This window comes from Amycolatopsis viridis, assembly GCF_011758765.1.
GTDB classification, from domain to species: Bacteria; Actinomycetota; Actinomycetes; order Mycobacteriales; family Pseudonocardiaceae; genus Amycolatopsis_E; species Amycolatopsis_E viridis.
Map to the genome: position 1 here is coordinate 4,951,933 of NZ_JAANOU010000001.1, position 13,411 is coordinate 4,965,343.

At 71.9% G+C, this 13,411-nt stretch carries 13 protein-coding genes; 3 read left to right on the forward strand and 10 right to left on the reverse strand.

Annotation, left to right across the window (positions count from 1 at the left end; translation table 11 throughout):
- Positions 1-17 precede the first annotated feature (17 nt).
- From FHX46_RS24500 to FHX46_RS24530, 7 genes are all read right to left on the reverse strand, one after another.
- The gene (locus tag FHX46_RS24500) at positions 18-1,379 is read right to left on the reverse strand and encodes a nitrate/nitrite transporter (protein ID WP_167119490.1); all 1,362 of its coding nucleotides are present in this window, start codon (positions 1,377-1,379) and stop codon (positions 18-20) included.
- 10 nt (positions 1,380-1,389) lie between these two features.
- Positions 1,390-2,832, reverse strand: coding sequence for an FAD-dependent oxidoreductase (locus tag FHX46_RS24505; RefSeq protein ID WP_167119493.1), 1,443 nt, complete (start codon positions 2,830-2,832; stop codon positions 1,390-1,392).
- Positions 2,829-4,841: a molybdopterin oxidoreductase family protein gene (locus FHX46_RS24510; RefSeq protein WP_167121647.1), complete on the reverse strand. Its 2,013-nt coding sequence runs from the start codon at positions 4,839-4,841 to the stop codon at positions 2,829-2,831. The genes FHX46_RS24505 and FHX46_RS24510 overlap by 4 nt, the downstream gene beginning before the upstream one ends.
- Positions 4,842-5,030: 189 nt before the next feature.
- The gene (locus FHX46_RS24515) at positions 5,031-5,837 is read right to left on the reverse strand and encodes a TIGR02569 family protein (protein WP_313886237.1); all 807 of its coding nucleotides are present in this window, start codon (positions 5,835-5,837) and stop codon (positions 5,031-5,033) included.
- A 115-nt stretch (positions 5,838-5,952) separates the two neighbouring features.
- Complete coding sequence (moeZ, locus tag FHX46_RS24520; protein WP_167099820.1) at positions 5,953-7,131, reverse strand: adenylyltransferase/sulfurtransferase MoeZ; 1,179 nt, start codon at positions 7,129-7,131, stop codon at positions 5,953-5,955.
- 100 nt (positions 7,132-7,231) lie between these two features.
- The gene (locus tag FHX46_RS24525; RefSeq protein ID WP_313886238.1) at positions 7,232-8,224 is read right to left on the reverse strand and encodes a DUF3152 domain-containing protein; all 993 of its coding nucleotides are present in this window, start codon (positions 8,222-8,224) and stop codon (positions 7,232-7,234) included.
- 193 nt (positions 8,225-8,417) lie between these two features.
- Positions 8,418-9,428: an alpha/beta fold hydrolase gene (locus FHX46_RS24530; RefSeq protein WP_167119497.1), complete on the reverse strand. Its 1,011-nt coding sequence runs from the start codon at positions 9,426-9,428 to the stop codon at positions 8,418-8,420.
- 86 nt (positions 9,429-9,514) lie between these two features.
- Between FHX46_RS24530 and FHX46_RS24535 the strand changes: the two genes are divergently transcribed.
- Entirely contained in the window at positions 9,515-10,153 is a 639-nt protein-coding gene (locus FHX46_RS24535) for a TetR/AcrR family transcriptional regulator (RefSeq protein WP_167119498.1), read from the forward strand.
- Between the two features lies 1 nt (position 10,154).
- On the opposite strand, the gene FHX46_RS24540 is transcribed toward FHX46_RS24535, so the two are convergent.
- Both FHX46_RS24540 and FHX46_RS24545 read right to left on the reverse strand, forming a co-directional pair.
- Positions 10,155-11,048, reverse strand: a complete 894-nt coding sequence (locus tag FHX46_RS24540) for an alpha/beta fold hydrolase (protein WP_167119499.1) — start codon at positions 11,046-11,048, stop codon at positions 10,155-10,157.
- On the reverse strand, positions 11,045-11,950 hold the full coding sequence (locus tag FHX46_RS24545) for an AurF N-oxygenase family protein (RefSeq protein WP_167119500.1): 906 nt from the start codon (positions 11,948-11,950) through the stop codon (positions 11,045-11,047). Before FHX46_RS24545 ends, FHX46_RS24540 begins: the two co-directional genes overlap by 4 nt.
- Before the next feature lie 52 nt (positions 11,951-12,002).
- Between FHX46_RS24545 and FHX46_RS24550 the strand changes: the two genes are divergently transcribed.
- Complete coding sequence (locus tag FHX46_RS24550) at positions 12,003-12,770, forward strand: TetR/AcrR family transcriptional regulator (protein ID WP_167119501.1); 768 nt, start codon at positions 12,003-12,005, stop codon at positions 12,768-12,770.
- The gene (locus tag FHX46_RS24555) at positions 12,760-13,098 is read left to right on the forward strand and encodes a DUF4873 domain-containing protein (protein ID WP_167119502.1); all 339 of its coding nucleotides are present in this window, start codon (positions 12,760-12,762) and stop codon (positions 13,096-13,098) included. The genes FHX46_RS24550 and FHX46_RS24555 overlap by 11 nt, the downstream gene beginning before the upstream one ends.
- A gap of 49 nt (positions 13,099-13,147) precedes the next feature.
- On the opposite strand, the gene FHX46_RS24560 is transcribed toward FHX46_RS24555, so the two are convergent.
- Positions 13,148-13,378, reverse strand: coding sequence for a DUF3107 domain-containing protein (locus FHX46_RS24560; RefSeq protein WP_167099838.1), 231 nt, complete (start codon positions 13,376-13,378; stop codon positions 13,148-13,150).
- Positions 13,379-13,411 lie beyond the last annotated feature (33 nt).

A 13,411-nucleotide genomic window follows, 5' to 3' on the forward strand; every position in this document is an offset into this window, starting at 1 on the left:
AACCTCCTGCTCGCTCGTCAGACCCGCGCGCCGGCCAGTGCCAGCCCGCGCTCGCTCACCGGGGCGTCCGATTTGCGCAGGTAGACCGCCCAGGTGAGCAGGAAGCAGATCCCGTAGAAGGCGAGGAACCCGGCGAACGCCGGCACCCCGCTCCCGGTGTCCAGGAACGACTGGCGGAACGCCAGGTTGATGAACAAGCCGCCGAGCGCGCCGATCGCGCCGGCCAGCCCGATCAGCGCACCGGAGCGCTTGCGGGCCGTGCGCATCTCGGTGGCCTCGTCGGCGCCGGCCGCGATGGCCGCCTCGGCCTTGGTGCGGAAGATCGCCGGGATGCTCTTGTAGGTCGAACCGTTGCCGACCCCCGCCAGCACGAACAACACGATGAACGCGGTGGTGAACAGCGCCAGTGATCCGGTGTTCGACGCGACGATGAGGATCACGGTCAGCACCGCCATACCGGCGAACGTGGCGAAGGTGACCCGCATGCCGCCCACCCGGTCGGCCAGCCTGCCGCCGGCCGGGCGGGCGACCGACCCGAGCAGCGGGCCGAGGAACGTGACCGCCGCGGCCTGCAGCGGAGTGCGGCCGAACTGGTTCTGCAGCACCAGGCCGAAGGCGAAGCTGTAGCCGATGAACGAGCCGAACGTGCCGATGTAGAGGAACGACATCACCCAGGTGTGGGCGTCACCGATGATCTCCCGCATCGCTTTCTTGTCGTTGCGGACCGACGCGATGTTGTCCATGAACAGCGCCGAGCACAACGCGGCCAGCACGATCAACGGGACGTAGACGGCGAGGACGATCCGCGGCGCACCGGTGCCGGCCGTGGCGATGACCAGCAGTCCGAGCAGCTGGATCACGGCCACGCCCAGGTTGCCGCCGCCGGCGTTCAGGCCCAGCGCCATGCCCTTGGCCCGCTCCGGGAAGAAGGCGTTGATGTTGGTCATCGAGGACGCGAAGTTGCCGCCGCCGACCCCGCCGAGGGCCGCGACGAGCAGGAACGCCCACAGCGGGGTGCCCGGCTCCATCACGATCGCCGCACCGATGCTCGGGATCAGCAGCAACAGCGCACTGATGATCGTCCAGTTGCGACCGCCGAACCGCGCCACCGCCCAGCTGTAGGGCAGCCGTGCGATCGCGCCGATCAGGGTCGGCGTCGAGGTCAGCAGGAACTTGTCGGCCGCGGAGAACCCGTAGCGCGGGTCCATGAACAGGACCATGACCGACCACAGTGTCCAGACGGAGAAGCCGATGTGCTCGGCGAATACCGAGAACCAGAGGTTGCGGTGGGCGATCCGCTTGCCGGTGGCCGCCCAGAACGCCGCGTTCTCCGGCTCCCAGTGGTCGATCCAGTGCTTGCGCGGCTTGGTTGTCGTCATGTGCACCCTCCTAGGCGGTGGTGGCCAGCCAGTCCGCGATGCCGCGGACGGCGTCGCGGCAGCTGCCGCATCCGGTGGTCGCTCTGGTGACGGAGGCGAGTTCGCCGACGTCGGTGGCCCCGGCGCGGAACGCCTCGACCAGGCGGCCCTTGGTCACCGAGTTGCACCGGCAGACGACAGCGGCCGCCGGGAGGTCGGCGGGGCTCGACGCGACGGTCGCCCCGCCCGGCAGCGCACGTCCGAGCAGGACGGCGAGCCGGTCTTCGGGAACCGGGACACCCCGGTCGAACAGGTGCGTGATGGTCGCGGCCGCGTCCGGCGCGCCCAGCAGGATCGCCCCGGCGACGCGTTCCGCGCGCACGACCAGCTTCGCGTACCGGCCACGGACGGGATCGGTGAGGCACACGACCTCGGCGTCCGGGTCCGCCGCGTCGGTGTGCACGTCGCCGAGGGCGGTGAGGTCTATGCCGCGGGCCTTGAGCTTGGTGACGACGCGGGTACCGCGGTAGCGCGCCGCGACGTCGGTGCCGGTGAGCAGGCCGGCCAGTACCTCCGCCTGCTGCCACGCCGGTTCGACCAGGCCGGACACCGCACCGGGGTGCTGCGCGCAGTCGCCGATCGCGTGGATGCGGCCGTCGCTGGTGCGCAACGCGTCGTCGACCACGACACCCCGGTCGACCGCCAGCCCGGCTGCGGCGGCCAGTCCGGTCTCGGGTCGCACGCCGGTGCTGACCACGACCAGATCGGCGGGCACCTGGGTGCCGTCGTCGAGCTTGAGCCCGTCGCCGGGCAGGTACCGGGCCGCACCCGCGCCGATCCGGAAGCCGATGCCCAGCTCGCCCAGCGCACGGGCGAGCACCCGTCCGGCGCCGGCGTCCAGCTGGCGTTCCATCACGTGCGCCGCCGGGTGCACGACGGTGACCAGGTTGCCGCGCCCGGCCAGGCCGCGGGCGGCCTCCAGGCCGAGCAGGCCGCCGCCGAGCACCGCGACCGGCGCGCCGGCCCGGGCCGCGGCCAGGATGCGGTCGCAGTCGTCCAGGGTGCGGAAGGTGACCACGCCCGGGGCGGGGGTCCCGTCGTCGAGGGTCAGGCCTTCGACCGGGGGCAGCCACGGCCTGCTGCCGGTGGCCAGCACCAGCGCGTCGTAGTCCACAGTGGACCCGTCGCTGAGCCGGACCCGGCGGGCGGCGCGGTCGAGGTGCTCGGCCGTGACCCCGGTGCGCAGATCGATGCCGCGCTGGGCGGCCCAGTCCGCGTCGTGCAGGCGGACCAGCTCCGGTCGCATCGTGCCGGCGACCACGGCCGAGAGCAGGACGCGGTTGTACGCCGCGTGCGGCTCCGCGCCGACCACGGTCAGCGTGACGCGCGTGCCTTCGGGGTCGCGGCCCCGGATCTCGTCGGCGAGCCGGGCCCCGGCCATGCCGTAGCCCAGCACCACCACCTTGCGGGTCATGCCGCACCGTCCTTCGGCGACAGGCGGACCGCGCACACCTTGAACTCGGGCATGCGGCTCGCCGGGTCCAGGGCCGGGTTGGTCAACAGGTTCGCCCGCTGCGCGCCGGGGAAGTGGAACGGCAGGAACACGGTGTCCGGTCGCATCGAGGCGACGCGGCGCACCCGCGCGGCGGTCTCGCCGCGCCGGGAGATCACGCGGGCCCAGTCACCGTCGGCCAGCCCGGACCGCGCCGCGGTGTCCGGGTGCACCTCCACGTAGACCTCCGGCACGGCCTCGCTCAGCTCCGCGATCCGCCGCGTCTGGGCGCCGGACTGGTAGTGCTGCAGGACCCGGCCAGTGGTCGCGATCAGCGGGAACTCGTCGTCGACGGGCTCGGCCGGGCCGCGGTGCTCGACGGGGACGAACCGGGCGCGGCCGTCCGGGTGGGCGAAGGAGTCCAGGAACATCCGCGGCGTGCCGGGGTGATCGGTGCCCGGCACCGGCCAGTGCAGGGCCTCGCCGTCGCGCAGGCGGTCGTAGGTGACGCCGGAGTAGTCCGCGAGCCCGCCCCGCGACGCCTCGCGCAGCTCGGCGAACACGGCTTCGGCCCGGACCGGGAACCGCTGCGCGGGCTGGCCGAGCCGCCGCGCCAGTCCACTGAGGACTTCCAGGTCGGTGCGCACCCCGTCCGGCGGGTCGATCGCCTTCTGCCGCAGGAGAACGCGGCCCTCCAGGTTGGTCATCGTGCCGCTCTCCTCGGCCCACTGGGTGACCGGCAGCACGACGTCGGCCATCGCGGCGGTCTCGGACAGCACGAAGTCAGCGACGACGAGGAGGTCCAGGCTGCGCAGCCGCTGCACGACGTGCGCCGACCGCGGGGCCGAGACCACGACGTTGCTGCCGAAGACGAGCATCGCCTTCGGGCCGGTTGCGGTGCCCAGCGCGTCGAGGAGTTCGTAGGCCGAACGCCCCGGTCCGGGCAGCGACGCGGGATCGACACCCCACACCCGCGCCACGTGCTCGCGGGCCGCCGGGTCGTCGATCCTGCGGTACCCGGGCAGCTGGTCGGCCTTCTGCCCGTGCTCGCGCCCGCCCTGGCCGTTGCCCTGCCCGGTGAGGCAGCCGTAGCCGGAGCCCGCGCGGCCGGGCAGGCCGAGCGCGAGCGCCAGGTTGATCCACGCGCTGACGGTGTCCGACCCGCTCGCGTGCTGCTCGGTGCCGCGCGCGGTGAGGACGTAGGCGTTGCGGGCGGTGGCCAGCAGCGAGGCGACGCGACGCTGGTCGGCGGCGGCGACCCCGGTGATCCGCTCGACGCGCTCCGGCCACCAGCGCACCGCGATCCGCCACACCGCCTCGAAACCGCGGGTGCGCCGCGCCACGTAGTCGCGGTCGACCAGGTTCTCGGCGACGAGCGCGTGCAGGATGCCCAGCGCCAGCGCGAGATCGGTGCCCGGCGCGGGCGCCAGGTGCAGGCTCGCCTGCTCCGCGGTGGGCGTGCGGCGCGGGTCGACCACGACCAGCCCGCCGGCGTCGATCGCCTTGCGCAGGTGCTGCATGAACGGCGGCATCGTCTCGGCCGGGTTCGACCCGATCAGCAGGACGGCGTCGGCGTCACCGATGTCGGTCAACGGGAACGGCAGGCCGCGATCGAGGCCGAACGCCTTGGTGCCGGCCGCCGCCGCGGACGACATGCAGAACCGGCCGTTGTAGTCGACCTGCGAGGTGCCGAGCGCGACCCGCGCGAACTTGCCCAGCAGGTAGCTCTTCTCGTTGGTCAGCCCACCGCCGCCGAACACGGCGATCGCGTCGCGGCCGTGCCCGGCCTGGATCTCGGTGATCCGGCGGGCAACGAGGTCGAGCGCCTCGTCCCAGGTCGCGGGCACCAGCTCCGCACCGGACCGCACCAGCGGCGTGGTCAGCCGTTGCGGGGTGGTGAGCAGGCTGCCCGCGGTCCAGCCCTTCTGGCACAGGCCGCCGCCGTTGGCGGGGAACTCGCGTGGTGCGACGGTCGTGCCGGACAGGCTCATCCCGCACTGCAGCGCGCAGTAGGGGCAGTGGGTGGGGACCAGGTGTTCCGCGGTGAGCGTCACGCGCACCTCCTTCCGCCGTTCGGGACCGACGGTAGGAAGGCCGTGTTACCTGCGAGCGCCGGAATGTTTCCGGCGGTTGACATTGCTGCGGGAGTTCGCGGGACACCCGGTGAGAAGTGACACCGGTTACAGGATTTCGCTGACCGCGGCCGCGGCGGCGCGCAGACCGTCCAGGGAGGCGGCGGTGGCGCGCGGGCTGAGCGCATTGCCGGCCAGGCGGAACAGCACGGCGCGCAACAGGAGCTGGGGCCATTCCGGCAGGTGCGACCAGCGCTCGAGGAAGCCGGGCGCCGCGCCGCCCCAGGCGACCGCGTCCACGGCGACCACCGCGGCACCCCACTCCGCGGGCCGGTGGAACGGGTCGAAGTCGACGATGCCGGGCGGGGCGTCTTCGTCGAAGAGGACGGCGCCGAACAGGTCGCCCGGCACGACCTGGTCCGGCAGCCGCACGGGTCTTCGCGCCACCGCGAGCACCTCGAACCAGCGGCCACCCTTGGCCTCGTCGACCGGCACGGTGGCCTCGCCCCAGGCGATGCGGTCGGCCAGCGCGTCCGGATCGGTCCTGGCCGCGAGGTGTTTCGGGCGGGGCAGGCCGTGCAGCGCGTGGGCGAGCTTGAGCGCGGCGAGCATGGTCTCGTCGTGCCGGTGCTCCGGCGTGCCGGGCAGGTAGTGCCGGGCCGACCACCCGGCGACGATCCAGCGCCCGTCCCGGGAGCGCAGCGGGCGGGCGATGCGCAGGTCCGGCACGTCCAGCTGGTGCAGGGTGTCCGCCAGCCACGCCGTCCTCGGCCGGTCCTGCACCAGGGTCAGCACCGCCTCGCCGCAGCGGTACGCCCGGCCGCCCGGCAACGGTTGCGGGGTGGTGTGCTGGAGCCCGAACGCCAGGAGCACAGCCGCCGGCGGCGCCTGGGCTGCTCTCGGACCGGCACGCACCGCCCGAGATTACCGCGCCGGGACGACATTTCCGGGCTCCCGGCGCGGCCCGTCACGGCCGACGGAAAAGGGCCCGCCGCGGCGAAACCGCGACGGGCCCCTTCCGGTGGGAGCGTCAGTACGTCGGCAGGCTCTTGTCGATCTGCGCGGCCCAGGCCAGCACGCCGCCACCGAGGTGGGTGGCGTCCTTGAACCCGGCCCGGTGCAGGGCCGCCAGCGCCTCCGCCGACCGGGCACCGGACTTGCAGTGCAGCACGATCGGCTTGTCCTGCGGCAGCTCGGCCAGCGCCTCACCGGACAGGATGCGGTCCTTCGGGATCAGCTTGGCGCCCTTGATGTTCACGATCTCGTACTCGTGCGGCTCGCGGACGTCGATCAGCTCGAAGTCCTCGCCCGCGTCGAACTTGGCCTTCAGCTCGGCCGGGGTGATGGTGCTCCCCGACGCCGCCTGCTGCGCCTCGTCCGACACGACACCGCAGAACGCCTCGTAGTCGATCAGCTCGGTGATCTTCGGCGTCTCCGGGTCCTTGCGGATCTTGACCTCGCGGTAGCGCATCTCCAGCGCGTCGTAGCTGATCAGGCGGCCGAGCAGCGGCTCACCGATACCGGTGATCAGCTTGATCGCCTCGGTCACCATGATCGAGCCGATCGAGGCGCACAGCACGCCCAGGACGCCACCCTCGGCGCACGACGGGACCATGCCGGGAGGCGGCGGCTCCGGGTAGAGGTCGCGGTAGTTGAGGCCCTGGCCGTTGGGCGCGTCCTCCCAGAACACGCTGACCTGGCCCTCGAACCGGAAGATCGAGCCCCACACGTACGGCTTGCCGAGCAGCACCGCGGCGTCGTTGACCAGGTAGCGCGTCGCGAAGTTGTCCGTGCCGTCCAGGATCAGGTCGTACCCGCGGAAGACGTCCAGGGCGTTCGCCGTGGTCAGCTGCTCGGTGTGCAGGATGACGTCGACGAACGGGTTGATCTCGGCGATCGACTCCTTGGCCGAGACGGCCTTGGGCTTGCCGATGTCGGACTGGCCGTGGATGACCTGGCGCTGCAGGTTGGACTCGTCGACGACGTCGAAGTCGATGACCCCGAGCGTGCCGACACCGGCGGCGGCGAGGTAGAGCAGCGCCGGGCTGCCGAGACCGCCCGCGCCGATCACCAGGACCTTCGCGTTCTTCAGCCGCTTCTGCCCGTCCATCCCGACATCCGGGATGATCAGGTGCCGACTGTAGCGGGCCACCTCTTCCTTGGTGAGTTCGGCCGCCGGCTCCACGAGCGGCGGCAGCGTCCCTGCCATCGGTCCTCCAAATCGCGCGGCTGTCGTTGTCGCTTCCCCCAGTATCCACAACACGCGGCGCGACCGGACCCTTCCCGCCTCCCACCCTGCGGGACGGTGCCTAGCCGGCGGGGGCGGTGTCGCCGAATTGGAGGACGGGCCAGGCGTTCGGCACGCAGGTTTTGCCGTCGGCCGGCACGGCCTTGGAGTTGTACTGGTCGACCGCGTTCAGCTGGGCCACGTAGTTGTTCGACACGCCGAAGGTCTGCTGCATCATCACCGGTGCCAGCGCGCCGTTCTGCTGGCAGCCGACGTGCGATTTGCCCAGCGCGTGGCCGACCTCGTGGTTGATCGCGTACTGCCGGTACAGGCCGAGGTCGGTGAACGCGAGCGCACCGCGGACCCACCGGGCGAGGTTGATCACCACCCGGTGGCCGAACGTGCGGGAGTAGCACGAGGTCGGGAACGGGATGCTGAACCCGCACACATCCGGCCGCTTCGCCGTCTCGGGAGTGGTGAGGCTCACGCGGAAATCGATGTCCCCGTAGTCCGCCCCCACCCGTTGCAGCTTGACCTTGCCGGTGCCGATCCAGCTGCGCACGTCGGACAGCGTCCGCTCGACCGCGCTGGCGAAGGCGTCGTCCCCGGCGTAGCTGGACGGGTCGATGCCGTTTTCCACCTCGATCGTGTAGTGGTAGACCGTCCCGCCGCTGCCCGCCTCCTTGCCGCTGACGCCGTCGTTCGGCACCGGGACGACGTGGTAGGCCATGGCGGCGCTCCGCGTGAAATCACCACCGGTCGGCAGCTCGGCCGTGGGGATGTTCAGGTCACGCGGCGCGGCGGGCTGTTCCGCCAGGGTGCCGTCACCGCCCTGGCCGGCCCCACCGTTCTGCGACGCGCCCGTCTCCGTCGGGGCGGGTGCGGTGGCGGTGTTGAACGCCACCAGGACGGTGATCACGAGGAGGACCGGGAGCGCGTAGACCCGCCAGCCGTAGGCGCCGACGAGACGGCCCACCCGGCCCTGGCGGCGCCGCGCCTTGCGCGCTTCCTCCGGGTCCTGTTCGAGCTGCGCCTGGGGCGGCCGCCACTGCGCCGCGAGCGGCTCGGCCTGCACCCGGCGGGCCCGCGGCCGGTACCGGTCTTCACTCAGGCGAACCGACGATCGATCCGACCGAGGCGGGTACTGCGTTCGCCGTTCATCGCCACGCTCGCTCGCCCGGTTCACGGCACCCAGATTGCCACATGCGCAGAGTTACGCAACGCGCGACCGAGTCGTCACGGAGCGGGCTCGAAATAACCCGAATGGGCTACCACGATCCGGCGGCGACCGCTTCCCACATACCCAGAACAGCCTTCGCTACGACAACCGGGCGTTCCATTTGTGCCACGTGACCGGTCCGCGGCAGCACGAGCAGCCGGGCCCGCGGGATCACCTTCGCGGTCCGGGCGGCCCGGCGCACCGAGATCACCTTGTCCTCCGTGCCCCACACCACGAGCGTCGGCACCCGCACGTTCGGCGCGACCCGCCACAACGACGCCGCGCCACGCGCGAACCAGGTCCGGAAGATGCCGAACGTGCTGCGCGACATCGCGGCGTTCGCCCACGCCTGCTCGGCCCGCGCGGTGTGCTCCTCGACCAGCTCGGCCATCCGGTGCTCGGGGAACGCGTCCGGGTCGGCGAAGCACAGCTTGATGACCATCTTCGCCCGCTCGTACGCGGTGTAGGCGGCGAGCTTGCGGCGCGCTCGCCGTCCCAGCAGCGGCAGGTAGGCCAGCGCCATCAGCGGATCGGACAGCCGGCGCGGATCCGGCCGCCGGTCCGGCATGGCCGGCGAGACCAGGGTGAGCGTCCGCACCAGGTCCGGGTGCCGGGCCGCCACCAGCAGCGCCACCGCGCCGCCCATCGAGTTGCCCAGCAGGTGCACCGGCCCGGTGCCCAGGCCCCGCACGAACCTGGCGAGCACCTCGGCGTGCGCGTCGAGGCTGAAGTCGAAGGCGCGTTCCGGCTCCGAGAACCCGAACCCGGGCAGGTCGATCGCCACTCCCCCGGCCACCGGCGCGAGCAGCGCGGCCAGGTCGGTCCAGTTCGTCGACGACCCGCCGAGCCCGTGCACGTAGACGGCGGTCTCGTCCGGCGCGCCGGGCGTGCGGCGCACGTGCAGGGAAACCCCGCCGACCTGCTCGGTGACGCCCGGCCACGGTGGCAGTCGCGGGTCCAGTTCGGGCAGCTCCCGAGTGGACAGCGGTACCCGGGTGAGTGGCTCGCGGCCCGCTCCGGAGTCCGGGGCGGGCCGGGAAGCCGGGACGGTGCCGGTCATGTGTCCAGGATGGCCTAGCCACCCGTCGCTTGGCGAGCCGGCGATACCGGCGAGTAATCTCGAATGGGCTCTTTGGGAGGGAAGCGATGACGGAGACTGCGGCGGCGCAACAGCGGGGCGTACGACTGCCCCGTACGGAACGGCGGGCGCAGCTTCTGGCTGCGGCACAACGGGTCTTCGCGGCCAACGGCTACCACGCGGCGGCGATGGACGAGATCGCCGAGCAGGCCGGCGTCAGCAAGCCTGTGCTGTACCAGCACTTCCCCGGCAAGCTCGACCTCTACACCGCGCTGCTGGAGAACCACGTCGACGAGCTGGTCGCGCGTGTCGGCGCGGCGCTCGCCTCGACCACCGACAACAAGCTGCGCGTGCAGGCCGCCGTCGGCGCGTTCTTCGACTTCGTCGCCAACGAGACCGGCGCCTTCCGGATGATCTTCGAATCCGACCTGCGGGGCGAGCCGGTCGTGCAGGAGGCGGTCGACCGCGCCACCACCGAGTGCATCAACGCGATCACCGACACCATCACGTCCGACGCCGGCCTGGACGAGGGCCGGGCGCGCCTGCTCGCGGTCGGCCTGGTCGGGCTCAGCCAGGTCAGCGCCCGGTTCTGGCTGGCGCACCACAGCACCATGAGCCGCGAGGAGGCGGTGTCGCTGACCGCGACGCTCGCCTGGCGCGGCATCGGCGGTGGTTTCCCCCTCCAGCACGCACCGGGCGAGGCGTGAGCTAGGACCCGAGCAGGCGGTTCAGGCGCGCGGCGACCTCGCGGGTCCGCTCGTAGGTCAGCTCGTGGCCGGCGCCGGGGAGCAGCACGAACTCCGCCTCGGGCAGCTCCTCGGCGATGACCCGCGCGTGGTGCACCGGCGTGATCCGGTCCCGGTCGCCGACCATCACCACGGTCGGGGTGCCGCGCAGGTTCTTCAGTGCGACGCGCCGGTCGTGGTCGGACATCGAGTCGCGGAACCCGCCCACGCTGCGCGGGTGCGCCCGCAGGAACTGGTCCGTCATCGCCCGCACGTCCGCGCGGCGGGCCTTCTTGCCGAACGCCAGCCACTTCACCGACGGCCGGGCCAGCGGCGCCGGGATCGGCAGGTGATCCTTGCCGTACCTGGTCAGCATCCGGCCGAAGGACTTGTCGACCCGCATCGCGATCCGGCCCGCAGCGCCGTTCAGGCCCAGGGTGAGCCGGTCCATGTCGCAGCACGAGGTCGCGATGAACGCGACGCCGCCGGCCCGCGCGGCGACCAGGTCCGGGTGCCGTTCGGCCAGTGCCATCACGGTCATCCCGCCCATCGAGTGCCCGGCCAGGACGAGCCTGCCCGCCGGCGCCAGCTCGCCGATCAGCTCGGCGAGGTCGTCGGCCAGCTGCGCCACGGTGGCCGTTCCGGGCCGCGCCGGCTCGCTCAGCCCGTGCCCGCGGTGGTCGTAGCGCAGCACCTGGACACCGGACGGCAGCAGCGGCAGCACCGGCTCCCATTCGCGGTGGTCCTGGGTCCAGGCGTGCACCAGGACCAGGGTGGCCGCGGCGTCGCGCGGCCCGGACAGCTCGACGTGGAGTGCGGTGCCGTCGCTGGTGGTGAAGCGACGGTCCGTCCCCCGCGGCCGGACCGTCGCCGTCATCGCGCCCCCAGCAGGAAGGACTTGCGCCACCAGTAGGTCCCGGGCTGACCGACCAGCCCGGCGTCGTCCAGGAACGCCATGATGCGCTCGCCGGACCAGCGCAGCGTCTCGTGCCAGTGCGGGTTGGCCATCGCGGTCTGCCACGCCTCGCGCGCGTCGAGCCCGATGGCGCGGTAGACACGCGGGTTGATCAGGCTGCGGGTGATCGCGAAGCTGACCACGGCGATGAGCCAGCGCTGGTAGAACAGCTCGGCCTTGCCGAGACCGGCCATCCCGCGGGTGACCTCCTCGCGGGCGAACGTGACGTGCCGCGCCTCTTCCAGCACGTGGATGCGGTTGACCATGCGCACCAGCGGCTGGATGTTCTCGTCCGCCATGCTCTCCCGCTGGATGCGGTCCAGGATCTCCTCGGCGACCAGGATCGAGCCGTACAGCGCGGGGCCGTAGCCGATGAACGGCAGCAGCTTGCCCAGCCGGTGCACGATCTTCACCGGCCCGTAGGCGGGGGCGCCGACGGTTTCCACCGAGCGCGCGAACATCGTGGAGTGGCGGCACTCGTCGGCGATCTCGGTGAGCGCGTACTGCACGTGCTTGCGGGTGGGGTCGGAGTTGTAGACCTCCTTGAGCAGCAGCTGCATCAGCAGCACCTCGAAGAAGATGCCGTTGCTGGCGATGCTGGCGAGCTCGTGCCTGCCCAGCTCGAGCCGCTGCTCGTCGCTGAGCCGGTCCCACAGCTGCGTGCCGTACAGCGAGCTGCGGTGCTCCAGCTGGAAGGGTTTGCCTTCGGCCAGCGGGGCGGACCAGTCGATGTCCACCTCCGGGTCGTAGAACTTGCCGGCGGAGGACTTGAGCAATCGGTCGGCGGTCTTCTCACGGCCGTGGTCGTCCAGCGTGCGCGTCATCGCGTGCTCCCCACTGATTCTGTAACCCGTGGTAACAGTTACCTCTGGTAGCATGGGGTGTGTGACGGATCATGTCAAGCGCGGCGGCAAGCACCCGACGGCCGGCGAACCGGCGACCGGTGACGCGCGGCGGGACCGGTGGCGCAAGCACCGGGTGGAGCGGCGCGCCGAGTTCGTCGAGGCCGCGCTGACGGCCCTCGCCGAGCACGGGCCGGACCTGGCGATGGACGACGTCGCCGTCGCGGCCGGCGTGACCAAACCGGTGCTGTACCGGCACTTCGCGGACAAGGCCGACCTGTACGACGCGCTCGGGCAGCGCGGCACCGAGCTGCTGTTCTCGCGCCTGGTGCCGGCGATCAACGCCGAGCTGGCGCCGGTGCCGCGGATCCGCATGGCGCTGGACGCGTTCTTCACCGTCATCGAGGAGCACCCGAACCTGTACCGGCTGCTGGTGCGCGGGTCGTTCGCGGGCAAGCCGGCCGACGCCGACGTGGTGGCCGAGGACAAGGAACTGATCGCCACCGCGCTGACCGCCCTGCTCGGCGACTACATGCGAATGTTCAACATGGACTCCGGTGCGGCCGAGCCGTGGGCCTACGGGATCGTCGGGATGGTGCAGAACACCGGCGAGTGGTGGCTGGACCGCCGGTCGATGAGCCGGGACAGCGTCGTGGAGTACCTGACGCAGATCATCTGGGCCGCCATCGACGGGCTCGCCCGTCAGCACGGGGTCACGATCGACCCGAACAAGCCGCTGGAGGAGAACAAGATCGTCCAGCTCGGACGGGTGCACCCGAAGGAGGAGACGGATGTCGGCTGACCACGCTGAGGGCACTGAGGACGCTGACGGCTACACCGGCCCGGCGACCGTGGTGGTCGACGGCACCGAAATCGACGTCGAGGTGGAGCTGCGCGGCCACTTCCAGCCCATCGACGGCTACTACCGTTGGTACGGCCGGATCGCGCCGAACACCTCGCTGGACGCGGTGTGCGGCGGCCGGAAGAAGAAGGGCGAGATCCGCACCCCGGACGGCGCCGCGACCGGCGAGCTGTCGGATCCCGACCCGTGGGGCCGCTACCGCATCCTCGGCACGAGCACGCCACCGTTCACGGTGCCGAAAACCCTCGCCCAGCTGGCTGATCAGTGAAAAAGGGGCGCCCGCCGAATTCGGCGGGCGCCCCTTTTTCCGGGAAGACTCAGGAACCGACCGCGAACCCCACCCGGCGCACGTCCGAGGGTGCGATCTCGACGTAAGCGATCCGGTCCGACGGGACCAGGAACTTCCGGCCCTTGTCGTCGGTGAGGCTGAACAGGCCGTCCGCGGTCTTCAGCGCGTCGGCGACCAGCTTCTCGACCTCCTCGGCGGACTGGCCACTGGACACCACCAGCTCACGCGGGGTGTCCTTGATGCCGATCTTGACCTCCACCTGCTACCTCCGACTGGTTCTGCCACGTTCTGC

Bases quoted from the DNA above. Each gene is read 5' to 3' on its own strand.
- FHX46_RS24545 (WP_167119500.1), bottom strand. From the start codon at position 11,950: ATGACGCGCACGCTGGACGACCACGGCCGTGAGAAGACCGCCGACCGA.
- FHX46_RS24535 (WP_167119498.1), top strand. From the start codon at position 9,515: ATGACGGAGACTGCGGCGGCGCAACAGCGGGGCGTACGACTGCCCCGT.
- FHX46_RS24530 (WP_167119497.1), bottom strand. From the start codon at position 9,428: ATGACCGGCACCGTCCCGGCTTCCCGGCCCGCCCCGGACTCCGGAGCG.
- FHX46_RS24550 (WP_167119501.1), top strand. From the start codon at position 12,003: ATGGGGTGTGTGACGGATCATGTCAAGCGCGGCGGCAAGCACCCGACG.
- FHX46_RS24510 (WP_167121647.1), bottom strand. From the start codon at position 4,841: ATGAGCCTGTCCGGCACGACCGTCGCACCACGCGAGTTCCCCGCCAAC.
- FHX46_RS24505 (WP_167119493.1), bottom strand. From the start codon at position 2,832: ATGACCCGCAAGGTGGTGGTGCTGGGCTACGGCATGGCCGGGGCCCGG.
- moeZ (WP_167099820.1), bottom strand. From the start codon at position 7,131: ATGGCAGGGACGCTGCCGCCGCTCGTGGAGCCGGCGGCCGAACTCACC.
- FHX46_RS24555 (WP_167119502.1), top strand. From the start codon at position 12,760: ATGTCGGCTGACCACGCTGAGGGCACTGAGGACGCTGACGGCTACACC.
- FHX46_RS24500 (WP_167119490.1), bottom strand. From the start codon at position 1,379: ATGACGACAACCAAGCCGCGCAAGCACTGGATCGACCACTGGGAGCCG.
- FHX46_RS24540 (WP_167119499.1), bottom strand. From the start codon at position 11,048: ATGACGGCGACGGTCCGGCCGCGGGGGACGGACCGTCGCTTCACCACC.